At 46.7% G+C, this 25,623-nt stretch carries 19 protein-coding genes; 8 read left to right on the top strand and 11 right to left on the bottom strand.

Annotation, left to right across the window (positions count from 1 at the left end; translation table 11 throughout):
* Nucleotides 1–28: 28 nt before the first annotated feature.
* Complete coding sequence (locus tag UNH61_RS00435; protein ID WP_326990129.1) at nucleotides 29–1,384, bottom strand: MATE family efflux transporter; 1,356 nt, start codon at nucleotides 1,382–1,384, stop codon at nucleotides 29–31.
* A gap of 141 nt (nucleotides 1,385–1,525) precedes the next feature.
* Entirely contained in the window at nucleotides 1,526–3,094 is a 1,569-nt protein-coding gene (dnaB, locus tag UNH61_RS00430; protein ID WP_326990128.1) for a replicative DNA helicase, read from the bottom strand.
* 567 nt (nucleotides 3,095–3,661) lie between these two features.
* On the opposite strand from dnaB, the gene pheT reads away from it, so the two are divergent.
* From pheT to UNH61_RS00405, 5 genes are all read left to right on the top strand, one after another.
* Complete coding sequence (gene pheT / locus UNH61_RS00425) at nucleotides 3,662–6,091, top strand: phenylalanine--tRNA ligase subunit beta (RefSeq protein WP_326990127.1); 2,430 nt, start codon at nucleotides 3,662–3,664, stop codon at nucleotides 6,089–6,091.
* 31 nt (nucleotides 6,092–6,122) lie between these two features.
* A complete protein-coding gene (locus UNH61_RS00420; RefSeq protein WP_326990126.1) occupies nucleotides 6,123–6,431 on the top strand; it encodes a hypothetical protein in 309 nt (102 codons plus the stop codon).
* A gap of 15 nt (nucleotides 6,432–6,446) precedes the next feature.
* On the top strand, nucleotides 6,447–6,740 hold the full coding sequence (locus UNH61_RS00415; RefSeq protein WP_326990125.1) for a cell division protein ZapA: 294 nt from the start codon (nucleotides 6,447–6,449) through the stop codon (nucleotides 6,738–6,740).
* Between the two features lie 182 nt (nucleotides 6,741–6,922).
* Complete coding sequence (gene rny, locus UNH61_RS00410) at nucleotides 6,923–8,488, top strand: ribonuclease Y (protein WP_326990124.1); 1,566 nt, start codon at nucleotides 6,923–6,925, stop codon at nucleotides 8,486–8,488.
* Nucleotides 8,489–8,592: 104 nt separating this feature from the next.
* Nucleotides 8,593–9,207, top strand: a complete 615-nt coding sequence (locus UNH61_RS00405) for a DUF1080 domain-containing protein (RefSeq protein WP_326990123.1) — start codon at nucleotides 8,593–8,595, stop codon at nucleotides 9,205–9,207.
* A 92-nt stretch (nucleotides 9,208–9,299) separates the two neighbouring features.
* On the opposite strand, the gene UNH61_RS00400 is transcribed toward UNH61_RS00405, so the two are convergent.
* From UNH61_RS00400 to UNH61_RS00375, 6 genes are all read right to left on the bottom strand, one after another.
* Nucleotides 9,300–10,211: a hypothetical protein gene (locus UNH61_RS00400; protein WP_326990122.1), complete on the bottom strand. Its 912-nt coding sequence runs from the start codon at nucleotides 10,209–10,211 to the stop codon at nucleotides 9,300–9,302.
* A 499-nt stretch (nucleotides 10,212–10,710) separates the two neighbouring features.
* Nucleotides 10,711–11,784, bottom strand: a complete 1,074-nt coding sequence (gene scpB / locus UNH61_RS00395) for an SMC-Scp complex subunit ScpB (RefSeq protein WP_326990121.1) — start codon at nucleotides 11,782–11,784, stop codon at nucleotides 10,711–10,713.
* A 117-nt stretch (nucleotides 11,785–11,901) separates the two neighbouring features.
* A complete protein-coding gene (gene atpG, locus UNH61_RS00390) occupies nucleotides 11,902–12,786 on the bottom strand; it encodes an ATP synthase F1 subunit gamma (RefSeq protein WP_326990120.1) in 885 nt (294 codons plus the stop codon).
* 193 nt (nucleotides 12,787–12,979) lie between these two features.
* Nucleotides 12,980–13,561: a DJ-1/PfpI family protein gene (locus UNH61_RS00385; protein ID WP_326990119.1), complete on the bottom strand. Its 582-nt coding sequence runs from the start codon at nucleotides 13,559–13,561 to the stop codon at nucleotides 12,980–12,982.
* A gap of 143 nt (nucleotides 13,562–13,704) precedes the next feature.
* Nucleotides 13,705–15,318, bottom strand: coding sequence for a RagB/SusD family nutrient uptake outer membrane protein (locus tag UNH61_RS00380; protein ID WP_326990118.1), 1,614 nt, complete (start codon nucleotides 15,316–15,318; stop codon nucleotides 13,705–13,707).
* A 20-nt stretch (nucleotides 15,319–15,338) separates the two neighbouring features.
* Complete coding sequence (locus UNH61_RS00375; protein ID WP_326990117.1) at nucleotides 15,339–18,317, bottom strand: TonB-dependent receptor; 2,979 nt, start codon at nucleotides 18,315–18,317, stop codon at nucleotides 15,339–15,341.
* A gap of 312 nt (nucleotides 18,318–18,629) precedes the next feature.
* Between UNH61_RS00375 and UNH61_RS00370 the strand changes: the two genes are divergently transcribed.
* The 3 genes from UNH61_RS00370 (at nucleotide 18,630) to UNH61_RS00360 (ending at nucleotide 22,535) form a co-directional block, all read left to right on the top strand.
* Nucleotides 18,630–19,997 carry a DUF1080 domain-containing protein gene (locus UNH61_RS00370; RefSeq protein ID WP_326990116.1) on the top strand — a complete coding sequence of 456 codons (1,368 nt, stop codon included), beginning with the start codon at nucleotides 18,630–18,632 and terminating at the stop codon, nucleotides 19,995–19,997.
* Between the two features lie 114 nt (nucleotides 19,998–20,111).
* Entirely contained in the window at nucleotides 20,112–21,896 is a 1,785-nt protein-coding gene (locus UNH61_RS00365) for a DUF885 domain-containing protein (protein WP_326990115.1), read from the top strand.
* A 282-nt stretch (nucleotides 21,897–22,178) separates the two neighbouring features.
* Nucleotides 22,179–22,535, top strand: a complete 357-nt coding sequence (locus UNH61_RS00360) for an MmcQ/YjbR family DNA-binding protein (protein WP_326990114.1) — start codon at nucleotides 22,179–22,181, stop codon at nucleotides 22,533–22,535.
* Between the two features lie 7 nt (nucleotides 22,536–22,542).
* Here the strand turns inward: UNH61_RS00360 and UNH61_RS00355 are convergent, their stop codons facing one another.
* The 3 genes from UNH61_RS00355 to UNH61_RS00345 all read right to left on the bottom strand — a co-directional run bounded on the left by UNH61_RS00355 (nucleotide 22,543) and on the right by UNH61_RS00345 (nucleotide 25,621).
* Nucleotides 22,543–23,325 carry a sulfite exporter TauE/SafE family protein gene (locus UNH61_RS00355; RefSeq protein WP_326990113.1) on the bottom strand — a complete coding sequence of 261 codons (783 nt, stop codon included), beginning with the start codon at nucleotides 23,323–23,325 and terminating at the stop codon, nucleotides 22,543–22,545.
* A 250-nt stretch (nucleotides 23,326–23,575) separates the two neighbouring features.
* On the bottom strand, nucleotides 23,576–24,913 hold the full coding sequence (locus UNH61_RS00350) for a Gfo/Idh/MocA family oxidoreductase (protein ID WP_326990112.1): 1,338 nt from the start codon (nucleotides 24,911–24,913) through the stop codon (nucleotides 23,576–23,578).
* Nucleotides 24,914–25,027: 114 nt separating this feature from the next.
* Nucleotides 25,028–25,621, bottom strand: coding sequence for a hypothetical protein (locus tag UNH61_RS00345; RefSeq protein ID WP_326990111.1), 594 nt, complete (start codon nucleotides 25,619–25,621; stop codon nucleotides 25,028–25,030).
* Nucleotides 25,622–25,623 lie beyond the last annotated feature (2 nt).

Raw genomic sequence — 25,623 nt, 5'->3', positions numbered from 1 at the left:
AATTCCCGGCAAAACTACTCTTTTAACATTAAAGCTGCTCGCCGGCAAGTTTCTTTGTTTTGTTATGAAAGCGCGCAAATAACAGCAACGATGCAGCCAGCAGCCCCAGTAACAACGCCCACCAGACGCCTTCCACACCATAGCCCATTTTGATACCCAGCAAATACCCCAGCGGAATACCCAATACCCAGTAAGCCAGCAGTGTGATGGCGGTAGGAATGCGTACATCTCCCAGCCCTCGCAATATCCCGAGCCCGACCACCTGCATACCATCAAACAACTGGAAAAAGGCAGCTATGATCAGCAAGCGGGAAGCGATATCTATTACCTGTGGGTCTTGTATGTAGAAAGACGGAAGGATATGTTTGCCAACTGTAAAAATCAGCGCCGCAATTCCCATCAGCAACAGCACCATGTGATAACTGGCAATAGCCGATAGCCTTAGTTCTTTAAAATCTCTCCTGCCAAAATTATTACCGCTCTTAATACCGGCAGCAGCAGAAATACCACTTGCCATCATGTAGGTCATAGCAGCGAGACTCAGCGCAATCTGATGCGCAGCCAGCTCCGCGGCACCCATCCAGCCCACCATTACAGCAGCGCCGCTGAATGCGCTTACTTCAAAGAGATACTGTAACGCTACCGGTGTGCCTATTCCTAATATTTTTTTTATAGATGCCCACTGCAGATGTTTGAACCCAAATGTATGCAGATATGGTTTGAAACGGGGCGCCTTCAGCACGTAAAACGCCATGGTAATTCCCATGATCAGCCGGTCGGTAAAGGTGGCTATCCCCACACCGATAACTCCCATTTTAGGCATGCCAAACAACCCGTAAACCAGGGTTATGCCAATTATGATATTCAGCACATTCCCGATAATACTGATGTTCATCGCCTGACGGGTAAATCCCAGCCCTTCCGCAAACTGCTTAAAGGAAAGGAACAACATCAGGGGAATAAAGGAAAAGCCCAGGAAACGCAGGAAAGGCCTGGCCTGTTCCGCCACATCTCCTTCCTGGTGCAACACTCCCAGATGCGCACTGCCGATATAGATCACTGCCGATAACAGTACGCCTACTATCATGTTAATGATCAGGCTATGACTCAGTAAGTGGCCGATGGCTCCCTTGTTGCCCCGCCCGTTCTCCTGCGCGATCAACGGGGTTAAGCCATACGACATACCAATCCCTGCTACCATAAATACGTTGAACAATCCGTTGCCCAACGATACCGCCGCCAATGGCACTTTACCTGTATGCCCGATAATAATACTGTCTGATAACGCCACCAGGGTATGTCCTAATTGTGAAATAACTACCGGATAGGCCAGACTGAAATTGTCTTTGTAATGACATTTGTACTTTGCTAACAGTTGTTTCATAGATCGATCTGTTGTTTTTAAACCACCGGCTACTGTATATCAGTAGCTGCTACCATAAGTCAATGGCTATAGGTTAAACCTAAAGAGCCGGCATCTGATATCGATGCCGGCTCTTTAGCAATATCTTTTTCATGTTACCTGCTAAAAGGGAGCATCTTCAAATCCCTCATCGAAATTCATGTCGTTCATGCGGGATCCTTTCTGGATATACAACTTCGCTTCGTCATTGCCACCGCCATGTTGCGGGCGACTCATGCCAGCGAAAGGACTGCCGCCACCACCCGGGTTTTCAAGGCTGCCATCATCTTCGAAACGCTGGAATTCCAGTACTGCCCTCAGTTTGATGGTATCCAGCTGACCGTTACGGTGTTTCGCTATACGAACGTGGGTTTCACCTTTATTGGATTCGCCCATTTCATTGGCGTTGATTTCGTAATACTCAGGACGGTAAAGGAACATTACCATGTCCGCATCCTGCTCGATCGCTCCGGATTCACGAAGGTCACTCAACTGCGGCATCTTGTTCCCATCCTTACGTTTTTCCACATCACGACTCAACTGCGACAGTGCAATTACCGGTACCTGCAACTCCTTCGCCAGACCTTTCAGATCCCTGGAAATCTTACTAATTTCCTGTTCACGGTTAGTGCCCTTTCCATCGCCGCTACCACTCATCAGCTGCAGGTAGTCGATGATAATAACCCCCACTCCATGATTGTGTACCAGCCTCCGGCATTTAGCCCTTAATTCGAAGATGTTAAGCGCAGGCGTATCATCAATGAAAATGGGCGCCTTGGCCAGCCGTTCGATACCGTGGGTCATCAGCTTCTTCATCTCATACTCTTCCAGCTTACCACGGGAAATCTTTTCCAGCTTTATTTCAGACTCGGCCGAGAGAATACGTTGTACAATCTGGCCGGACGACATTTCCAACGAAAATACCGCTGCCCCTTTCGGGAAACGCGGATGTAGCGCCGCATTACGCGCCAGGTTCAGTGCAAAGGCCGTCTTACCCACAGAAGGACGGGCCGCAATAATGATCAGATCCGTAGACTGCCAGCCATAAGTCACCTTGTCGAGCGACGGAAATCCGGAAGGTACTCCCGTAATATCATCTCCCTTATTACGTAAGTCCTCGATACGCTTCATGGTATTCACCAATACCCGGTCGATCGAATCATAGTTCTTACGAAGGTGGTTATTGGTTACCTCAAACAGCTTCGACTCCGCACTATCCAACAGATCAAACACATCAGCTGTATCTTCATAAGACTCTGTCAGGATCTCTCCCGAAATACGGATCAGTTCCCGCTGAATGAACTTCTGCAGAATGATACGGGCATGTGCTTCGATATTGGCGGACGATACCACCATGTTCGTAAGCTTCATGACCGTAAACGGACCACCAATCTGTTCAAGTGATCCCATAGACCTCAGCTCTTCCGTGACAGTAAGGATATCCACCGGCATCGATTTTCCCGCCAGGCGGGTCATCGCATTGAAAATAATCTGGTGAGCTTCTACATAAAAACACTCTCCTTTCAATATCTCTACAACGGTGTCAAATGCACCTTTCTCCAGCATTACGGCTCCCAAAACAGCTTCTTCCAATTCTTTTGCCTGTGGTGGTATCTTGCCATACACCAAGGACGACACATCAATGGACGGTTTTCTACGCACATTGCGGTCTTTCTTAAGATTGAGATCCATTTATGGTTAGTGTATTAAAAAAAGTTAATAAAAGGGTACTGTCGATGGGCCTTTCCAGTTGTTTTTACAATCGATATCTGCATTTTCCCGCATTCAATAGGGGTAAGCTACTTTAAGAAATTGTAAACTTTTTCAAGCCGTACAAACTAAGGTAATGGCATTTTTTTAATTTAATCCCCCTTGGTTTGTACTAAATTTATTAAGCCTGGTACACAGCTTATCCACAAGCAAAATGTCAGTTATCCACTGACACCACCCGGGTTATCCACGAAAATACCGGAAATTCCTACGCTAAGGTCCGATTATTCACACACATTGTGTAAAAAGATTTTCCACATCACCTGAAATGCCTTCCCAGCAGCGGTTTGAAGGCAATTAGCCCCTTTAGCCCATGTTATTAACCGCTATGTTAAAAGAATAAACAATATCTAAAAAGATAATATATCAAAAAGACCTGCACCCGGGCATTCCGCGCTGTTACCGGCTTCAACAGCTTTTTGTATTAGGCTTTCCGCTTTACGCGCTTTACACTAACTTTACGCCACTTATAATAAACCGAGCAGATAAATGACGATTTCATACAACTGGCTATGTGATTATTTACCGGTAAAGCCAACACCGGAGGAACTGTCTACCATATTAACCAGCATCGGACTGGAGGTAGAAAGTCTTGAAAAATTTGAAGCTGTAAAGGGAAGTCTGGCCGGATTGGTGATTGGAGAAGTGCTGACAGCAGAAAAACACCCCAACGCAGACAAGCTCAGGATAACCACTGTGAACACCGGTAACGGCGAACCGCTGAATATTGTTTGCGGTGCGCCCAATGTGGCAGTTGGACAAAAAGTAGTAGTAGCTCCTATCGGCGCCACGATCTACCCTGTTGGCGGAGAACCCGTTACCATGAAAAAGGCGAAGATCCGCGGCGAAGAAAGCCAGGGAATGATTTGTGCGGAAGATGAAGTAGGACTCGGCCACAGCCATGACGGGATCATGGTACTGGACGCTTCCCTGCAGCCAGGTACACCTGCCAGCGAAGTATTTAAACCTGCACAGGACTATATCTACGAAATCGGGCTGACGCCCAACCGTATGGACGCCATGAGCCATATCGGCGTGGCAAAAGATGTTTGCGCGTATCTGAACAACCGCGAAAACACACTGCAATACCAGGTTAAAGTTCCGGAAATTGGAACCTTGCCAAAGGCAGATGCTACACTGCCCATCAGCGTAACCATCGAAAATACGGATGCCTGTCCACGTTACACCGGGATATCCATCACCGGCATACAAGTGACCACCTCCCCTGAATGGCTGAAATCCAGGCTCAGCGCTATCGGCGTAAGACCTATCAACAACATCGTGGATATTACCAATTTCGTGCTCCACGAAACCGGGCAACCACTGCATGCCTTCGATGCTACTGCTATCAAAGGCAATGCGGTGATCGTAAAAAACCTGCCCCAGGGCACGCCTTTCGTTACACTCGATGAAAAAGAAAGGAAACTGGATGCTTCCGACCTGATGATCTGTAACGGCGCCGGTGAAGGGATGTGCATTGCAGGTGTATTCGGAGGCCTGCATTCGGGCGTGAGCGATACTACCCAAAACCTATTCCTGGAAAGCGCTTTCTTCAGCGCCGGTGGTATCCGTACCACTTCCTTCCGGCATGGCCTGCGTACCGATGCTGCCACCCGCTTCGAAAAAGGTGTGGATATTTCCAATGTAACATACGCCCTGCAACGCGCAGCAGCATTGATCTGCGAGATCGCCGGCGGCAAAACCGCGTCGGATATCATCGATGTATATCCTTCCGTTAAAATAAAAACCCAGGTAGAAACCAGCTACAGCTACATCCGCAAGCTTAGTGGCAGTAACTACCCGGAAGCGAAGATCAAAAATATCCTGCGCAGTCTTGGCTTCGAAATATTGCATGAAACCACTGAAGGACTGAAAGTATCTGTTCCTTTCAGCAAACCGGATATCAGTCTGCCAGCCGACCTGGTGGAGGAAATCATGCGGATTGATGGTCTCGATAACATCGAGATCCCTAAAAAGATCAGCATTTCACCGGCACTTTCCGCACAGCCGGACGGTGAACGGGTGAAGGAAAAAATAGCAGATTACCTTGCTGGTAACGGTTTCAATGAAATCTTTACCAACTCCATCACTAACAGTCAATACTATACGCCGGAAGTACTGGAACATGCTGTTAAAATGATGAACAGCCTCACAGTAGAGCTGGATATCATGCGCCCCTCCATGCTGGAAACCGGCCTGGAAAGCATTGCGCACAATCTGAACCGGAAAAACGAAGACCTGTTGTTCTTCGAATTCGGTAAAACCTACCGGGTGCTCGAAAAAGGATTTGCGGAAAATAATCACCTGGTATTATATCTTACGGGGAAGAAAACAGCTGAAACATGGATGCATAAATCCAGTCCGGTTGATTTCTACTTCCTGAAAGGCTTTGTGATCAATATCCTGCAGCAGCTGGGTTACAACCAGCTTACCTGGGCAGAGAGTGCAGAACCGGCGCTGCAGCCATCCTGGGATATCAAGGTAAAAAATCAGGTAGTGGTAACTCTGGGTGGTGTTACACCTGCCAAACTGAAACAGTTCGATATCAAACAACCGGTTTGGTATGCCACCTTTAACTGGGATAAGATAGTGGGGCTCTTACAAAAAAGTGATAATTTTTACAGGGAAATCCCACGGTTCCCGGCCGTTCGCAGGGATCTGGCGCTGGTACTGGGCAAACAGGTTAAGTTTGCCGCGGTGGAAGCAGCCGCCCGCAGCGTGAAATCCGGCCTGTTACAACAGGTCAACCTGTTTGATGTATTCGAGAGCGAAAAACTGGGTGCAGATAAAAAATCTTATGCTGTAAGTTTCACATTCCTGGACCCCCAGAAAACGCTTACTGATAAAGAGATCGACAGTGTAATGGATAAGCTTGTCAAAACTTTTGAAACACAATTACAGGCAGAAATAAGGAAATAAGGTAAGAAATCCGTTAATTGTAACTTTAAATATGATTCTGGAGCAATACATTCAACGCATAGAAGAAAAATTACATTTGCTGGTAAAGAAGTTACAGCAGGTGCAGGCGGAGAATGTATTGCTGAAGGAAGAAGTAAAAACACAGCAACAGGAACTGCAACAGCAGCAGGAGGCACTACAAAACCTGGAGGAAAGACTGCAACTGATGAAAATTGCATCTACCGCCCAGGGAGGCACCCATATAGCAGCAGAAGATGATGCGTTCAGAAAGGAAATACGCGGCAAAATCAATGATTACATCAAGGAAATTGACCGTTGTATCGCACTGCTGAACAGCTGATAAAACTTATACGCGATGGAACAACTCATTCCCGTTAATATAGTAGTATCTGACCGCTCTTACCGCATTAAGATCAAGCCGGAAGAAGAGGAAGAAGTACGCCGTATTATGAAGGAAGTAAACGAGAAGATTGTCGAGTTCAAAACGGCTTATGCCGGAAAAGACCTGCAGGACTATATAGCTATGGCCCTTATTATGTACGCCACGCACCCTGTAACCAGCGGTGGTAAAGCCCAGGCCAGCACAACTCCGTTTTTACAGGAGAAACTGGAAAAGCTGGAAGAAGTTATCAACCAGGCATTGGGTTGACCACGTTACCCGTTGCTAAACAGCCAATTGCTGATTTCTGTTACAATTAGCTAGTTACCACGTACCAAAGACGCTTTAACTGCTATTTTTTTGTATTTTCGCGGGTCAGTTCTCGCCCCTGTTGTGTTTTAGCATCGGACTGGGGATGAGGATACTACATAAATAAAGTATAAATAATTCATATGGATGTTACACTAATCACGACAATAGCTGCAATTGTGGCATTGATTATTGGGATTTTGCTGGGGAAGGTGATCTTTGCCAAAAATACACAGCATAAACTGGAAGAAGCCGAGCAGCAGGCAAAAAAGATCGTTGCAGACGCACAGGTGAGTGCGGAAAATCTCAAGAAGGACAAAATGCTGGAAGCAAAGGAGAAATATCTCCAGTTAAAAAGCGAGTACGACAAAGACGTATTGCAACGCAACCAGAAACTGGCGGAATCTGAAAACCGCATCAAACAGAAAGAGCAGGCATTAAATCAGAAAAATGAGCAGGTACAGAAACAAATAAATGAAAACGACGCGATCAAGGAAACCCTGAACCGTCAGATGGAACTGGTTACCATCAAACGTACCGAACTCGAGAAGCACCAGGAAGAGCATATCCGCCGTCTTGAAAAAGTAGCCGGCTTAACAGCTGAAGAAGCCAAACACCAGCTGGTAGAGAGCTTAAAAGAAGAAGCACGCACACAGGCCCTGTCTCATATCCAGGAGATCATTGAGGACGCCAAATCCAAAGCCAACAAGGAAGCCAAAAAGATCATCATACAATCTATCCAGCGTACTGCGGCTGAGCAAACCATCGAGAATACCATCACTGTATTTACCCTTGAAAGCGATGAAATCAAAGGTCAGATTATTGGTCGTGAAGGCCGTAATATCCGCGCCATTGAAGCTGCTACCGGTGTGGATCTGATTGTGGATGATACTCCTGAGGCTATTGTACTGTCTTCTTTCGATCCACTGCGCCGCGAAATCGCCCGATTGTCGCTCCAGCGCCTGGTACAGGATGGCCGTATCCACCCTGCCCGTATTGAGGAAGTAGTGGAAAAAACCAAGAAACAACTGGAAGAACAGGTGATGGATATCGGTGAAAGAACCGTTATTGAATTGGGTATCCACGGCCTGCATAAAGAGCTGGTGCGCCTGGTTGGTAAGATGCGCTTCCGTTCATCTTATGGTCAGAACCTGCTGATGCACTCTAAAGAAACAGCTAATCTCTGTGCCATTATGGCTGCAGAACTGGGCTTAAACCCGAAACTTGCCAAACGTGCTGGTCTTCTGCACGATATTGGCAAAGTACCTGATGAAGAAACAGAACTGAGCCACGCCCTGCTGGGTGCGAAGCTCGCTGAAAAATATGGTGAACATGCAGCAGTAGTGAACGCCATTGGCGCCCACCACGATGAAATGGAAATGCAGTATGTTATTTCTCCGATCGTTCAGGCATGTGATGCCATCAGCGGTGCCCGTCCAGGTGCCCGCCGCGAGATCATGCAGAGCTACCTGCAACGTATCAAGGACCTGGAAAACCTGGCCCTGGCACACGATGGCGTGGAAAAAGCATATGCCATCCAGGCGGGCAGGGAACTTCGTATCATTGTAGAAAGTGATAAAGTTTCCGATAGTGATGCCGACCGTTTATCTTTTGAAGTAGCCAATAAGATACAGACAGAAATGCAGTATCCTGGCCAGATTAAAGTAACTGTCATCCGTGAAAAGAGAGCAGTGAATATAGCAAGATAAGCACCCGATTTAGAAATTCAGAAATTAGACCTTATATTGGAGTCCTCCGGCTAAGCCCGGAGGACTCCTTTTTTATAGTTCATTTACAAAATGTTAGCAGTGTTATGAAAAAAACCTTATTCAAATGCTTATTGGGCGTTGCCCTGTTAGCAGGTACGGGCAGCGCTTACGCCCAGAAGGCTCAATCATTATTTAATGGGAAAAACCTGGATGGCTGGAAAATCTATGGAACTGAAAAATGGTATGTAGATAAAGGAGAACTGGTTTGCGAAAGTGGCCCGGATAAGGAATATGGCTACCTGGGCACAGACGGCCAGTATAAAAACTTCGAGCTCACCCTGCAGTTCAAACAGGAAGCTGACGGCAACAGCGGCGTATTTTTCCATTCATCCCTTGAAGGTACCAAGATCACCGGCTGGCAGGCAGAAGTAGCGCCTCCTGGCTTACATACCGGCGGTATCTACGAATCTTACGGCCGTGGATGGCTCATACAGCCCGACAAGGAAAAAGAACAATACCTGAAGATGGGAGAATGGAATACCATGAAGGTTCGTGTACAGGGCGATCAGGTAACTACCTGGCTGAATGGCCATGAAATGATTACATTGAAAGATGAGAAAATAGGAAGCGTCAATGGCCAGATCGCATTACAGATCCACTCTGGCGGAGGTATTAAAGTAAGATGGAAAAACATCAGACTGGTACCATTGAAGTCTTAATCAATCGTCCTTTACTGATAAGGTAATGCTGATCACTGGCACCAGCTCCGGCATAGGCCGTGAGCTGGTGCTTTTGCTGGCAAAGGAAAAGGTCAGTGCTTCTTTTTCAACGCTTCAATTTCCTTCTTCATCTCAATAATATACAACGTCAGCTCTTCTACTTTCCGTAACAGTTTATTATTCATTTCTCCCAGATCTATGCCGTTTGCCATTACTTCCTTCTCGGAAGGGATATCCGGTAAGTGTTTATTTTCTTTAATGTAACTTTCGACAAATTGGAGAGTGGGCAATTGATAATCATGATTAAATACAAAGTCAGACCATGCACCTTGTTGTACTCTGATCTTCCGTGCACCAATAGTGCCTTCCACTGCAAGTTTGTAACTACCTGGCGATGCACCGATTCCTACGTTTCCATTATCCATTAATATCAGCCTGGCCTGACACAGCAACCCTCCATCACAGACCTTATTATCATAGGCCCAGAATTGAAGACTGTTGCCGTATGTACTTCCGGTCATGTTAAATATTTTCCAGCTGCTGGCTGCTCCCAATGCTGTTTTGTTGGGGTTATCGATTGATATAACACCACCGATGTCGTTTCCTCCAATCGTACTGGTAAGCGCCCCGATTGCTTTGAGGCCTCCCATAATGTTCCCTGAAGTATCTTCTGTAATAATCCTCCGCCAGGGCTCCCATCTGGGGCTATAGCCGGAGCGGATAAAAATAAAGTTGTCATCCGTAAAAGCCAGTTCATGAGACTTACCTCCACTATCATCTCCGGCAAGCCAGCCTCTCATTCCCATTAATGTTACAAAACTCGGCCTGAGCTTGCCTGTCAAACCAATCGTCTCACTCCATTTAAAATTAAGTCCAAATAATTTTGAATAACTGATTGGCGTAGTGGCCACATCTCTGGTGTCAGGAATACTGAGCGTACTCTGGGCATTGACCAGGGAGTTAACTGCTAATAGTACAGTAAAGGACAAAAGGATTCTTTTCATAAGTATAATATCACTGGTTTAATAATCTTTTCTTGAAAATAGCAGCGGGATTACTTAAAAAGAAAAAATACTTTTCTATCGAGGGGTGCTTATAACAAACATCTCATTCTAAGTTTTTCGATAACAATATACTAATTAATTTTAGTATTAAATACTAAAATAATTAGCTTTTCAAACAATATAGATATAGTCAGTATTAATAAAGGGTTTACTTACTTTTATAGAAATGGTTGGTAAAATGCCCAGGACAGCATAGCAGTTTTACACTCCCGAATAGCATTTATAATGCTATCGTAGCATCATCTTCATCTCTCATTGACGGCTTCTTTCTTTGGCTACATTAATCCTCTAAGTTTTCTATTTAGTCGCATTATATCTATATAAAAAAACAAAAATTCCAGAACTCATATTTTATCAATTTTTAATTACCGATAAACACATACATCAATTCTAGCCAGCTATTCAGTCGTAACACTAAGTGCCTGATAGTCTCTTCAAACTACTTCTTGTGATCAGCATCATCGGTTTCATTATCTCCATCTTCTTCCCCATCATCATCTTCCTCATCATCTTCCTCTTCTTCACTATCAATTGCATCTTCCATTATCCCATCTCCATCCTCATCTTCCTCCTCATCATCATCTTCTTCTTCGTCCTCTTCCTCCACTTCTCCTTTAATCGCATCTTCCACCACATCATCTCCATCTTCATCAGCTTCAGCATCGGAGGTATCAGTATTTTTTCCATCCAGTGCATCTTCTATGATGTCATCCACATTTTCTTTATCTGCATAATTCTCAAAACGCACGATTTCATCATCTGGTTCTACCTCTTCATCTTCTGAAGCAGGAGTTTCTTCGGCTTCATCGGGGGAGGAAGTGATCTGATCCAACTGATGATCCGGATCCAGCAATTCCCCATCTTCCGACACCATCAGCGAATGTGCTGTTTCTGTATGACCTCCATGCTCCCCGCGTCCGAGGGTAGCTGTTTCATCGTTGATCAGGGTTGGCTGTACGCTCTCTTCATCGAAGATTTCCTTCAGTTTGGGAAGATCGGCTGCAGAAGCGATCCCGAAATAGTCCATGAAGGAGCGGGAAATCCCATATAGCAAAGGCTTTCCGGGCAGATCCTCACTTCGTCCGGTGATGACGATCAATTCTTTTTCCAGGAGTTTCTGGATGGAATAATCAGTGCTCACACCACGTATGTATTCTATTTCCCCTTTGGAAATAGGCTGACGGTAGGCAATAATGGCGAGTGTTTCCAGTGCGGCGGTCGACAATCGTTTCAGGAATTTATCTCCGTTCAGCTGAGCTACTGTCTGGTAATAGTCTTTCTTGGTAAGGAACTGGTATCCACCACCGCTGTTGCGTATTTCGAAAGCATAGAATTCCGAGCTGTATTTCTCCCGGATGGCCTCCATAGCGGCTTCTACCTGGTCAAGATTGGTACGGTCTTCCAGGAAAGCCAGGGCATTATTAAGCAAATCCACTATTTCCAGCAAAGGCAATGGCCTGTCGGCGGCAAAAATTAATGCTTCCACGTGCGGAATGATCTGTGATATTTCCATACAATAACAGAAGTAGTAGATTTACAAAAAAGGTCAAAGACCGAAAATACAGTCTTTGACCCTAATCTGAAAATATTTAATTCAGTTGTTGATTTTGAATAAATCCTAGTGATTTTATCAACCAGCCAATGCCGCAGCGCCACTCACGATTTCTGTCAACTCGGTAGTAATAGCAGCCTGACGGGCGCGGTTGTAAGAGATCTTCAGGTTACGAAGTAATTCGCTCGCATTCTCTGTTGCCTTATCCATCGCAGTCATACGGGCGCCATGCTCAGAAGCATGAGAGTCCAGTACAGCCTTGAAGAACTGTGTATTCAGGATCTTAGGCATCAGCTCTGCAATCAGTGTATCCTTCTCTGGTTCAAAGATAAAGTCGGCCTTCAGACCACCTTTATCCTGGTTTTCTACTTTTGCGATAGGCAGGAACTGTTCTGTAACATATACCTGAGTAGCCGCATTTTTGAATTCGCTGTATACGATATCCACTGCGTCGTACGTACCACTGATAAACCCATTCAACGCTATGGCTGCCGCTTCTTTCACATGTTCGAAAGTCAGATTGCCAAACAGCTGCCAGAATTTATCATTCACTTTATAGCCGTTCTGTGCAAAGTTTTCGTAACCTTTTTTACCAATAGGCAGTATTTCTACATTGCCCTGTTCGAATTGATCCTGGTACTTTTCACGGATAAGACGTTTGGCTGTTTTAATCAGGTTAGAGTTAAAAGCACCACACAAACCTCTGTCGGACGTAATTACCACGATCAACACTTTTTCAATCTGACGTTGTGCTGCCAGCGGTGTATCGATATTGCCTTCGCTGTTGGAAACAATATTCTGTAACATTTCCTGGAGCTTCACCGCGTAAGGACGCATCTGCAGGATAGCATCCTGGGCACGTCTTAATTTCGCAGCACTCACCATTTTCATGGCTTTGGTAATCTGCTGACCAGATTGAATGGATTTGATTCGGTTACGAACTTCTTTAAGCTGTCCGGACATAAATATTAATACGAGTTACGAATTAAAAATTATGAATGATCTACCCGGATTTTCCCGGGGTCATAATTAAATACAGGGATAGCCTCCTGAATTTGGCTGCAAAGGTAAGCAAAGGCCACTTAATTTGAAAATCCCAATAAAGATAATTTCAAGTTTCGCTATCCAGCTCGTAATTAATTATTTATATAGATTATCATAATATGATATTAGTACCCAATACCTGCAGAAACGCAGCGATCCACTGCGGATGAGCTGGCCAGGCCGGAGCTGTTACCAGGTTGCCATCGGTCACCGCTTCATAAACGTTTACGGATACATAGGTGCCGCCGGAGGCAGTTACTTCGGGGCCTACCGCCGGATAAGCCGTCAGTTTTCTGCCTTTCACCACATCTGCTGCGGTAAGAATCTGAATACCATGACAAACAGCTGCCACTGGCTTATTTTCAGCAAAAAAATGCTTTACCAGTTCAATTACATTTTTATTCAGCCGCAGATACTCCGGCGCACGACCACCGGCAATTACCAGTGCGTCATAATCTTTTCCTGAAATATCATTGAAAGTGGCATTGAGTACAAAACCATGTCCGGGTTTCTCGGTATAAGTCTGATCTCCCTCAAAATCATGGATAGCCGTCTTCACCTTATCGCCAGCCGCCTTATCGGGGCAAACAGCGTGTACATCGTGGCCCACCATCTGCAACATCTGGAAAGGAACCATGGTTTCATAATCTTCTGCAAAATCGCCGGTCAGCAGGAGAATTTTCTTTTGTGCCATAAAAGGTAGTTTTTGGGTTCAAGGATCCGAATTTAAGAAATTACGAATTAGGAATTACGAAAATGCCGGAGAGATAGTAAATGCGAAGATCAACTTCGCTACTATCTCCCCGGCATTTTCGTAATTCCTAATTCGTAATTCTATTAATACCCCGGATTCTGTGGGAACCCATTCACAGATCTGTCAATCTGATCCTGCGGAATAGGGCGTAGTACATGTGTAGGCTTGATGTTGGCGCGGGCTTCATCATTATGCAGGCGTACCCTTTCAAGGAGTTTGTTAGTTCTGACAAGATCAAACCAGCGCATTTCCTCTCCCACCAGCTCACGGCCTCTTTCATCCAGGAGGAAGTCGATCGTCATGTCGGCAGGGCCAACTTTCATGGCAGTGCGGTTTGCCTGCGTTTCAGCATCAGTGGCGCCCACGCGTGCCGCTCTTAACCGCACTACGTTTACCAGATCGGCTGCTGCCTGGGCATTGCCCTGCATCAGCATCGCCTCCGACTCTATCAGGTATGTTTCCGCCAGGCGGAAGGAGATAAACGGCCGTACACCGGATGCCTGGTTATCAGGCCGCAAGGCGTCTGCAAATTTGTTCAGAGACGGATACAGCTTTTCGGTATATAATCTCGGTGGTACCAGCATGTATTTTTTGCTGGCAATAACGGATGCCGGTACATCGTATCCCGGCAGGTAAACAGCTGTATCGCCCAGGTTCAGCGTAGAAGTAGGCGCGTTGGTGAACCATACGGTAGTGAAGAATTTTTCATAACGCGTATCGTGCACACGGTCTTTGTACAGTGTGTCCAGCAAAAAACGCGTTGGCCTGAAACGCTTCCATGGCGTACCATTGGGCAGATCGCGCTTCATGCCGGGCAACACATCGTATTGCATCAGGAAAAAGCGGCAGGCATTATTATCACTGGAATTATAAAGCGGATCGGTAGTGTACTGCGCAGCCCAGATGGTTTCATTATTGTTTTCCTTACCCTGCGCCCATACCTGGCCCGGATCGTCCAACAGTTTGAAGCCGTAATTTTTGATCACCATATCGGCGTATTTGGCCGCATTCGCATAGTCTGTTGCCTGTGCCTGTGATGAAGAGGCCCTGGTGAGATATACCCTGGCCAACAGGTGCTCTGCGGCCGGTTTCGTTGCACGCCCCCATTCTGATTGCGTTACGGGCAGATCCTTTTCTGCATCCAGCAGATCGTTGATTACGGCGTTATACACAGCTGATACGGAGTCGCGATGCGCGTCCCGCAATATCTGGGTATTTTCCTTCAGACTTAAAGGAATAGCACCAAACATCTCCATCAGCACAAAATGATAATGCGCACGGCAGAATTTAGCTTCTGCTACTCCTTTCTTTTTGGAAGCATCGTCGAGGTCCGTGATCTTATCTGCACGGGTGATCGCCACGTTACAGGTATTGAGGGTCTGATAAAAGCTGTTCCACACCTCTCTTACGTGATCGTAACGCGAATCCAGCTGCGAGGTATATTGACTGGTAAATTTGTAGTTACCATCGGATCCGTTGGTGACGATATCGGTACCTGTTTCCGTCAGCGTGATGCCTCTTTCTGTGCTATAAAAGTTGCGCATAGATACATACGAACCATTTACGGCTGTCAGGAAACCAGCTTTGGTATTGAAAAAATCGTCTGTTGCATTGGTCACTACCTTTTCATCCAGCATCTTATTACAGGAGGCTGTGGCCAGCGACAGCAGCAACATGGCGGGAATTATATATTTCATAACGTTTTTCTTTTAGAGATTTAAAACTTCGCATTTATACCGAATTGCAGCATCCAGGTGGCAGGTGCATCGATACCGATCACATTCACATCTTCCGGATCAATTCCTTTCCATTTCTGACGATAAGGCGCCAGGATCAATGGCTGCTTCACACCTACGGTAAAGCGCAGATCCCGCATCGACCAGTTGCGAACCACTTTATCCGGCAAGGAATAAGCCAGGGTGATGTTACGGATCTTGAAGAATGAACCATCAAAATAGCTGAGCGATTGATAGTTGCTCGGCCTTTCCTGATTGGCATTCGGCCGCGGGAAATCGTTGGAAGGATTGGATGGTGTGTTATAATTAACATCCAGGTTATTATAACGACCAAACAGGGTGTTGTAGTTGGAGTAGAAATCGCTCTTAATCATACTTCCCCAACGTGCAAACGCCACCACCGATAATTCAAAACCTTTATAGGAAAAACGCTGTGTAGTTCCTGCCTGCCATTTCGCTTCAGGAGCACCCAGGATCTGGCGATCGTTCTTGGCATCGATTACGGTATCCTTATTCACATCTTCCAATCTTATCTCCCCTGGCTTCACCCCATATTTGGCGGCCAGTGCAGCATCTTTATCCTGCCAGATACCGATCTTTTTAAAGTCGTAGTATACATAGGTAGGTTGACCAACAAACCAGGCATTACCAATATCCGCTGATCTTCCATCGCCGAGCGACAAAATCCTGGACCGGTTGCGGGAATAGTTAACATCCATTTTCCAGGAGAATCCATTGGGATTATCGATCACGGTAGCAGAGATGCCAATTTCCAGGCCCCTGTTCCGGCTGGTACCCAGGTTCATCAGTACCTGGTTGAAACCATTGCTGTAAGGCAGCGTTTGCGGCATCAACAGATCAGTAGTACGCTGATTATACCATTCTATCACACCACTGATACGGCCATTGAAAAAGCCGAAATCGAGCCCAATGTCTGCAGAAGTAGTTGTTTCCCAGGTAAGGGAAGGATTACGCAGGTCGGAGGGCACATAGCCCAGTACGCCTTTATTTCCGAATGAATACGGAATCCTTTGCAGGGCGCCCTGTGTAGCATATGGATTAATACCGGTGTTGCCTATACGGCCGTAGCTGGCACGGAGTTTCAGGTTATCCATCACATGTTGACCTTTGAAAGGCGCTTCATTCATGATGTTCCAGCCCACTGCCACGGAAGGGAAATACCCCCATTTCTTTCCGGGTGCAAAACGGGAAGAACCATCGGCACGTAACGTCAGTGTTAACAGGTAACGATCGTCGTAACCATAGTTCACGCGGCCCATGTAAGAGAGGATCGTCCATGTACTAAGACTGCTGTTCAATCCGGTCACATTGAGTGCCTGTCCGAGGTTATAGTATTGCTGGGATTCAATGGGGATACCTCTTACGTTGGCGCCTGAAATATCGGTAGTCTGGCGCTGTACGCTATACAGGCCGGTTACCCCGATATTATGTTTCTTCACCAGTTTATTATAATTAAGGAGATTTTCAATCGTGTAGGCAATTACGGAGGCATTGCTTTTGGTAGCAGTTGCATCGCCGCCGCCGATCAGGAGGTTGGTATTATTTTTCCCCTGGAACAGGCCATAGTTATAGGATTGAATATCCGGCCCCACATTGAGGCGATATTTCAATCCGTCGATAATTTCCACTTCTCCGTATAAACTGGTGAATACACGCAAACGTTTCATCAGTTCAACACGGTTACCATCTACATAGTCGAGCAGCGGGTTGGGCTGCTGGTTATCGCCGGTCGGGTAGGTGATCAGTTTACCGTTATCGTCATATGGCGCCGCAATAGGCAGCATTTTCAGCGCGTTGTCGATACCGTTGTAAGTTTCACCATTGCGAAGACTGTATGAACCCAGCAAGGTGGCTCCCACTCTAACCCTGTCGCCTATACGCTGATCCAGGGACATATTAAAATTGTAACGTTCGTAACTCTGCAGCTTCAATACACCCTGGTCTTTAAAGTATCCCAGGCCGATGTTATACCTGGTATTATCAGAGCCGCCGGAAACGTTTACGCCGTGGTTAGTCTGGTATCCCTGTGAAATCATGAGTTTCTGCCAGTCTACATCCACACCTTTCTTGATATTGGCATATTCCGTTGAGTTGAAGATTTTCTGATCGGAAGCATCCGGATTACTATTATCATATTTCCCGATAGTGCGGTAAGCTTCGCGGCGCATTTCAATGAAGCGGGAAGCATGCATCATATCCGTTTCGCCCAGCTGATGAACGATGCCATAGGATCCGCTGTACGACACCATGGGTTTTCCTTCTTTGCCACGTTGGGTAGTTACGAGGATCACGCCATTGGCGCCCCTGGATCCATAAATGGCAGTGGCGGAGGCGTCTTTCAAAATATCCATCGATTGTATTACTCCCGTGCCGATATCATTGAGGCTGCCGGCGTAAGGAATTCCGTCTACTACATAGAGGGGATCGTTTCCGGCGTTGAGGGAGCGGGAGCCGCGGATACGTACCTGTGGCTCATCTCCAGGCTTGGAGCTGTTATTAATAACTTCCACACCGGGTGCGCGGCCTTGTAAAGCCTGCTGGGGGTTGGTTACAGGTACATCCTGTATCGACTTTGCGCTTACGGTAGAGATGGCGCCGGTTACATCTTTCTTCCGCTGTTGACCATATCCGACTACTACAATTTCGTCGAGTTTTTTATGATCCTCTCCCATTACTATGGAAACGATTGCACGACCATTAACAGGTTCTTCATGTGCTGCGTAACCGATAAAAGTGAATACCAGTACGGCATTGGCGGGATCGGCTATCTGGAGCCGGTAATGGCCTTTGGGGTCCGACTGGGTACCGCTATTTTTGCCTTTAATAGCAATAGTTACCCCTACCAATGGCATTTTCTGGGCATCGAGTACATTGCCTTCAACGGTAATGGGCTTCCCCTGTCCGGGGGAAAATTGATAAAATAGCAAGCATGCTATCATACATAGAAGACGTGAACAAGTTTTTTTCATAACGTTGTTTATGTAATTGTGGATTAAAGGGCTGGATTAAAATCAGATTTTGGATCCAAGTTAGATTTTGGCAATTCGCTACTTAGTTCTTCGGGTAACAAAATAATACAATTTTGGAATTTTGCAATCGTTTGCATGAATATTTTTATTTATAGTACGTCTAAAAGGCGACCTTGTGGGGAGTAGCTTCTTTTTTTAAAAAAATAAAAAGATCAATTCTTTGCAATCGGTTGTAAAAATCATTTTCATTGTTTATTTTGGTCACCTCATTCCTTTTTTTTTATGAAAAAGACGATTCTCTTATGTGGCTCCCTGCTGTGTATGTACGGAGGCCTTTTTGCGCAGAAAGCGCAGTGGAAGCAGCTTTTCAATGGTAAGGACCTGAAAGGCTGGAAACAGCTGGGAGGTGAAGCGAAGTACCATGTAGAAGATGGTGAAATTGTGGGCACCACGGTGATGAATACGCCTAATTCCTTCCTGGCCACAGACAAGGAGTATGGCAACTTTATCCTGGAGCTGGAATTTAAGCTGGGTAAGGAATTCAATTCCGGTATCCAGTTCCGCAGCCAAAGCCGGTCCGACTACCAGAATGGCCGTGTGTTTGGCTACCAGATGGAAATTGATCCATCCGACCGCAAATGGAGCGGGGGTATTTATGAAGAAGGCCGCAGGGGCTGGCAGTATCCGCTGGAGCTGAACCCGACTGCGAAAGAAGCCTTTAAGAAAGATGGCTGGAACAAGTACCGTATCGAGTGCCGGGGCAATGAGATGCGCACCTGGGTGAACGGCGTGCCTGCCGCCCACTTGGTGGATACCGCGCTGCCCAAAGGCTTTATTGCCCTCCAGGTACATGGTATCGGGAAAAATGCAGCTGATGATAACAAGAACATCTACTGGAAAAACCTCCGTATCATCGAAAACCCTGCTGCCTCACAATATTCTCCCTACGACAATATTTTCGTAGTGAATAATGTGGATAACGATGTTTCTGGTCAGGAAAAGAAAAACGGCTACCAGCTGCTTTGGGATGGAAAATCCAGCAAAGGCTGGAGAGGCGTGTATAAAAAGGATTTCCCGACCGCCGGATGGGTGATGAAGGATGGTATACTTACCATTGAGCATTCCAATGGAAATGAAGAAGGCAGTGGTGGCGATATCATCACTGATAAACAATACAGCGCTTTCGAGCTGGAATTTACGTTCAAACTCACGCCGGGCGCTAACAGCGGTGTCAAATACTTCGTTAGCGAAACATATGAAACCGGTGGCAAGTCGGCGATAGGCCTGGAATACCAGATTCTGGATGATGAAAAACATCCGGATGCGAAGCTGGGACGCGATGGAAACCGCACATTAGCAAGTCTTTACGACCTCATGACAAGAAAACAGGAAAAACGGGCTATTAATCCCATTGGAGAATGGAACAAAGGTCGTATTATTGTGTATCCAAATAACCACGTAGAGCACTGGTTAAACGGATTCAAAGTACTTGAATATGAGCGTGGCTCCCAGGCTTTCAAGGATCTGATAGCTATCAGCAAGTACAAAAACTGGAAGAATTTTGGCCTGTGGCCTGAAGGGCACATCCTTTTACAGGACCATGGTAACGAAGTCTCTTTCAAAAGCATCAAGATAAAAGTCCTTAAATAATATTTTTTATCTTTTTTTTCATTGTTCACTGTTCTAAATAAGCATTCCGATTCTTCGGAATGCTTTTTTTCTTCCGGAAAGCGGTAATTTACTAAGGATACACAACCCTTCTATATGAACATGTTACAACAAAAAGGCTACTTCTGGCTACTGGGAGCTATGTTGGCGGGTGCTTGTCAGCAGCCCGGCCACGGCGGTTCCGGCGCTACCCAGGATTCACTGCACCACCTGGCCGCCCGTTACTACGACGAAAACATGGCACTCAATCCCGTGCAGGCCACCCAAAACGGGGAAAATCAATACAACGATCAGCTGCCGGCTGATATCAGCGACAGCTACCGGGCCAGACTGGATTCTTTTTATGCCCGCTATCAGCAGGCTATCAAGACAGTTGATACAGCGGCACTTTCCGGCAACGACCGTATCACCTACGATATGCTGAGGCGGGAATTTGATATCAACCGGGAAGCCCTTTCGTTCCACGACAACCTGATGCCGGTACAACAATTCACCTGCCTGCCGCTGACACTGGCCCAGTATGGCTCCGGCACCTCTGCCCAGCCGTTCAAAACAGTGAAGGATTACCACAACTTCATCAGTCGCATGAAAGGCTTCGCTGCCTGGACCGATACCGCCATCGCTAATATGCGCCGTGGTATGGCAACCGGATATGTACTGCCAGGAAGCCTGGTGGTGAAAACCCTGCCGCAGCTGGCCGATCTGGCAAAAAAAGATACCGCCGCCAACGTGTATTATTCTCCGTTGAAAGCCATACCAGCGGCTATCAGCGGAACCGACAAAGCCGGTCTGGTAAAGGATTACACCAATGCTATTGAAACATATATACTGCCTTCCTACGCGAAGCTGCACCAGTTCATGCAAGACGAATACCTGGCTAAAGCCCGCACCAGCAGCGGAATAGAGGGCATCCCGGATGGAAAGCCTTACTATGCGTTTCTGATCAAAAGCTGGACAACCACCAATCTTAGCCCGGAAGAAATATTTTCCCTCGGCGAAAAAGAGGTGGCGCGTATTCGCGGGGAAATGGAAACGGTTAAAAGCGATGCCGGCTTTAAAGGAGACCTGCCAGCTTTTTTTGCTTTTGTAAGAAGTGATAAAAAACTACGCATCTTCAAAACCCCGGCAGCCATCCTGGATTCTTTCAAAGCCATTGAAAACAAGATCATGCCCGGCGTGAAAAAAATGTATGGACATCTGCCTAAAACGCCTTTCGAGATACGCCAGACAGAGGCCTACCGGGCTGCATCTGCTTCCGCGGAATACATACAGGGCAGTGCAGATGGTACCCGTCCAGGTGTATTCTACGTACCGATCCTGAATGCAGCGGAATTCCCCTATAGCGGTATGGAATGCCTGTTCCTGCACGAAGCCATTCCCGGCCATCATTTCCAGATCTCGCTGCAGCAGGAAAACGATTCCCTGCCTAAATTCCGTCGCTTCTCCTGGATCGGGGCCTATGGCGAAGGGTATGCCCTTTATTGTGAAAGCCTGGGCAAGGAACTGGGTCTTTATACAGATCCTTACATGTACTTCGGCCGGCTGACGGATGAAATACACCGCGCCATCCGCCTGGTAGTAGACGTGGGTATGCATGCCAAAGGCTGGACCCGGGAGCAGGCCATCAAATACATGATGGATAACGAACCCCTCTCCGAACAGGAAGCTACCGCCGAAATAGAGCGCTATATGGCTATTCCGGCGCAGGCATTATCGTACAAGATCGGAGAACTGAAGATCCGTGAACTACGGAATAAGTATACTACGGAGCTGGGCAACAAATTTCACCTCTCGTCTTTCCACGACGAGTTGCTGAAAGATGGCTGTGTGCCGCTTTCAGTACTGGAACAAAAAATGGCCCGCTGGGCTGCCCGGCAATAACCCTCCGCTTACCCGGAATTAAATTATGATTAACAAACTTCCTACAGATCTAATACAGTTCCGGGTAAGCTTTTTTTGAAAAAAAGCTTCGCTTCTTTTTAACATTCAGTATTGCTTTTTATTTCCTACTTTTATAGAGCAGTTTCATTCACTATTTACAGCTCAGCATTGCGTTAACCACACATACTTCATATTTAAATATGTTAGTCTGTGCAAGTAAACTTTTGACACAAGCCGTCGTAAAAAAACGGCATCTGATAATATTCTTAAAAACCTGCTGCTATGTTTGATCACACCCTTGAAATGTGCCGTTCGCTACCGGCTGTCATCACTGAACAAAAGTGGGACAATGAGCTGCGCTTTTACGTAGGCGAAAAGCTGTTTTGTATGATTTCCATGGATCCCCCACACCGGGTTTCCTTCAAGTGCAATCAGCGCCAGTTTCATGAATTGATTTCCCGGCCTGGCATAGTACCGGCTCCTCATCTGGCCCGCTATCACTGGGTACAGCTAAAACAGGAAGATATGTTGCCTTCGCAGGAACTGGAAACATTTCTGCAGAACGCCTATGAAATCATCGTGAGCACCCTGCCTCCTTATGAGCAGGAAGTCATTCATAAGATGAAAGCGCACGCATAAGCGCTGATTATTTCCAGATAGTAAAGAAGATATCGTATAAGCCGAATACGATCAGGGTAAGTGCAAACAGTTTTTCCAGGGCAGGTGTTTTCATTTTTACGGCTGTCTTTGCTCCCAGCCAGGAAGCCGGAAACGCCGTAAGCGCCAGCAGCAGCGCAATGTTCCAATCAATGTGCCCCAACCACCAATGTGTCAGCGCCCCGGGAACCGACAGCAATGCCGATAACACCACTGCACAGGCCAAAGCCTGCTTAATGGGCATTTTCAATTTTTTTATGAAGAAAGAGCTGAAGAGCACACCGCCTGCATTAGCCAGCAACCCCGACAAAAAGCCTATAAACAAAGAAGCGGCTATCAGTTTTCCCATGGGCACTTCATCACAGCTAACCGGGTTTTCGGTCAATGTTTTAGCCCTGAGAAAAGAATACATCAGGGTTCCACCAACAGACACAATGAAAAGGGCGGTCATGATCATCAGGGATTTCCCCGGCAGGTAGCTGCTGAGCACGGAGCCTATTATCGTTGCCGGTATGCCGCAACCGGCTCCTATCAGTATCACACGCTTATTGAATAGTTTTTCCCGGCTGTAAACCGCGGTAGCAGACAATGTACTCGTAATAGATGCAGGCAGGGGAGATGCCAGTGCATAAAACGGGTTTACGCCCGCGAAGATCTGCAGCGCAGGAGTGCTGATGGCGCTGCCGCCTTTGCCCAATAAACCGGACAAATATCCTACGATTAAACCTATCAGTAATACCGACAGGTGTTCAGGTTGGTGTATAAATTCCATTCTTTCATTCCTCCGGAACGTAAAATTGCTGGTGGGTGTGGTTGGTTACGAAAAATTACAGTTGGCCAAAAGTAGGGGAACATTATTAATAATACAGATAACTAAAAGTTATGGGGCATAACAAGTTATTATATTTATTTAAAGTCTATAAACCTAATAGGAGAAGGGGTTTCAAGGCAGGCAAAGTTAATAATTCCGGTGGATAATCTCCAATCATTTTTGAAAAAATCCACCGGAATGAGGCCGGTCGTCAGACCTTAGGTGCCCAACCTTTTTCGTATTCCCGCTCCCACAGCTTCATGGCGTCTTTATCGTTCAGGATATGACCATTGGAGGGATCTGTATGAAGGATATGACCGGTACGTTGTGCGATATTTCCGAGCAGGCAAAGGAGGCTGCTGCGGTAGCCGATATTGATTTCTGAATTCAGCTTAGCGTTACCCCGTATACTTTCCAGGAAGTTGTTGATGTGAACGGCATCGTAAAATTCGCCGGCAGGACTAACGGTATTGGTTACACTCTGATTAGGATTAGCGGCCTGTTTTACTTCTTTGATAACCTTTCCTTTTGTATCAATCAGTTTATAGCTATCGCCACCTGAGTTATAGAGGCTGCCATGTTCGCCGAAAAGGGCGAATCCGCGGCCGCTGTTTTCCAGTTCAAACGGGCTGCAGCTGCGGCCTTCCCAGGCGATGGCCTTTCCTCCTTCGAACTCGAAGTTGAGGGTTTGCGTATCCGGCGTTTCCCAGTCGTCCTGAGGATAGGCATAGCGTCCGCCCGCGGAAGTAACTTTGGTCGGGAATTCAACATCCATGAACCAGCGGAGGCAGTCCAGCTCATGAGTGGCGTTGTTACAGGTTTCGGAAGTGCCCCAATTCCAGCGCCAGTGCCAGTTGTAATGCACGATATTATCGAGGTAATCGCGGCGCGGAGCAGGTCCCTGCCAGAGATCCCAATTCAGGGTATTCGGCACCGGTATTTTTTTCCCGATACCGATAGGAGCCCGGTTGTTCACATACCATCCCCGCCCGTAATATACCTTACCCAATACCTGTTGTTCCTTGACTTCTTTGACGGCCTGTTGCAGATTAGGCCAGGAGCGGCGCTGGTTCCCCATTTGTACGAGGCGGTTGTATTTTTTTGCGGCAGCTAACAGCAGTTCGCCTTCATGTGGATTATGGGCACATGGTTTTTCTACATACACATGCTTACCAGCAGCAGTAGCCATGATGGCTGCAGGCGCATGCCAGTGATCCGGCGTAGCCACAAACAGGGCATCGAAATCCTTGCGTTCCAGCAGTTTACGGATGTCCCGAATCACCTCCGGTTTGCGGTCCTGGGCGCCGGCTATAGCTTTGAGACCTTTGGCAATAGCGCCTTCTTCCACATCACATACATAGCCGATTTCCGCTCCGGGAAGCTTCGCTGCACATTGTGCCAGCCAGTTACCACGGGAATTTACTCCCATTACACCCAGCACCAGTTTGTTACTGGGCGCATTTTTCCCGAAAACAGGAAAATTGAGGATCGTCAGTCCGGCTCCTAAACCGGCCATACCACCGGTTTTCAGAAAGTCTCTTCTTTTCATAACAACATTATTGATTTACTCGTTTTATAGTTGGTTGGACAAAAAAGCAATCGGTTGCATGAAAGTAGAAAAATAAATCAGGGAAGGGGAAAATTTTTTATGAACTGCTTATTATCAGAAGCGGACGGCAATCTTTCCCAGCCCCAGCTGCATATTATCAAAGCGATGGTATAATTTTTTTCCGTGCCGATGATGAACGCTCAGATTAACGATATCGTAGAGCAGCAGGAAACCTCCCTGGAAAATGATGGAAGTACCATATCCCTTCCAGCGGTCCTGCTCTTTGCCCGACTGGTTTTTGCCGTATTCCCGGGCGTAGAGGCCGCCCATTATATACGCGATATCGAGCGCACCATTAATCAGGTATATTTTCTCGATCTTATTTTGTTCGTGGATGCTTTGCTGCATATTATATCCGGAGGGATCGAGCCTGCGGTTGCCGAAGTAACCGGCAATAGCGATGCCCAGGTTCACCCCATTCCAGATGGCGTTCATCTGATGAAAATATTTCGCTTCTCCACTTGTGTTGCCCATCGCCGTGAGCCCGACTGCTATATTGGCAACTGACCAGCCTCCCAGCACCAGCATGGCATTGCGGGTGGTTTGCAGGCGTTCCTGATTAAAGGAACGGAGAAAGGCGGTATCCTGTGCCCGCAGGCTGAGCGCCAGCAATAATACTGTAAACAGGGTCAGGCTATATTTATACATAC

The organism is Chitinophaga sp. 180180018-3 (assembly GCF_037893185.1).
In the GTDB taxonomy this organism is placed as follows: Bacteria; Bacteroidota; Bacteroidia; order Chitinophagales; family Chitinophagaceae; genus Chitinophaga.
This window is presented reverse-complemented; position numbering and strand designations above follow the sequence as displayed.

Excerpts from the sequence above, each read along its gene's own strand:
- UNH61_RS00435 (WP_326990129.1), bottom strand. The coding sequence starts at position 1,384 with ATGAAACAACTGTTAGCAAAGTACAAATGTCATTACAAAGACAATTTC.
- dnaB (WP_326990128.1), bottom strand. The coding sequence starts at position 3,094 with ATGGATCTCAATCTTAAGAAAGACCGCAATGTGCGTAGAAAACCGTCC.
- pheT (WP_326990127.1), top strand. The coding sequence starts at position 3,662 with ATGACGATTTCATACAACTGGCTATGTGATTATTTACCGGTAAAGCCA.
- UNH61_RS00420 (WP_326990126.1), top strand. The coding sequence starts at position 6,123 with ATGATTCTGGAGCAATACATTCAACGCATAGAAGAAAAATTACATTTG.
- UNH61_RS00415 (WP_326990125.1), top strand. The coding sequence starts at position 6,447 with ATGGAACAACTCATTCCCGTTAATATAGTAGTATCTGACCGCTCTTAC.
- rny (WP_326990124.1), top strand. The coding sequence starts at position 6,923 with ATGGATGTTACACTAATCACGACAATAGCTGCAATTGTGGCATTGATT.
- UNH61_RS00405 (WP_326990123.1), top strand. The coding sequence starts at position 8,593 with ATGAAAAAAACCTTATTCAAATGCTTATTGGGCGTTGCCCTGTTAGCA.
- UNH61_RS00400 (WP_326990122.1), bottom strand. The coding sequence starts at position 10,211 with ATGAAAAGAATCCTTTTGTCCTTTACTGTACTATTAGCAGTTAACTCC.
- scpB (WP_326990121.1), bottom strand. The coding sequence starts at position 11,784 with ATGGAAATATCACAGATCATTCCGCACGTGGAAGCATTAATTTTTGCC.
- atpG (WP_326990120.1), bottom strand. The coding sequence starts at position 12,786 with ATGTCCGGACAGCTTAAAGAAGTTCGTAACCGAATCAAATCCATTCAA.
- UNH61_RS00385 (WP_326990119.1), bottom strand. The coding sequence starts at position 13,561 with ATGGCACAAAAGAAAATTCTCCTGCTGACCGGCGATTTTGCAGAAGAT.
- UNH61_RS00380 (WP_326990118.1), bottom strand. The coding sequence starts at position 15,318 with ATGAAATATATAATTCCCGCCATGTTGCTGCTGTCGCTGGCCACAGCC.
- UNH61_RS00375 (WP_326990117.1), bottom strand. The coding sequence starts at position 18,317 with ATGATAGCATGCTTGCTATTTTATCAATTTTCCCCCGGACAGGGGAAG.
- UNH61_RS00370 (WP_326990116.1), top strand. The coding sequence starts at position 18,630 with ATGAAAAAGACGATTCTCTTATGTGGCTCCCTGCTGTGTATGTACGGA.
- UNH61_RS00365 (WP_326990115.1), top strand. The coding sequence starts at position 20,112 with ATGAACATGTTACAACAAAAAGGCTACTTCTGGCTACTGGGAGCTATG.
- UNH61_RS00360 (WP_326990114.1), top strand. The coding sequence starts at position 22,179 with ATGTTTGATCACACCCTTGAAATGTGCCGTTCGCTACCGGCTGTCATC.
- UNH61_RS00355 (WP_326990113.1), bottom strand. The coding sequence starts at position 23,325 with ATGGAATTTATACACCAACCTGAACACCTGTCGGTATTACTGATAGGT.
- UNH61_RS00350 (WP_326990112.1), bottom strand. The coding sequence starts at position 24,913 with ATGAAAAGAAGAGACTTTCTGAAAACCGGTGGTATGGCCGGTTTAGGA.
- UNH61_RS00345 (WP_326990111.1), bottom strand. The coding sequence starts at position 25,621 with ATGTATAAATATAGCCTGACCCTGTTTACAGTATTATTGCTGGCGCTC.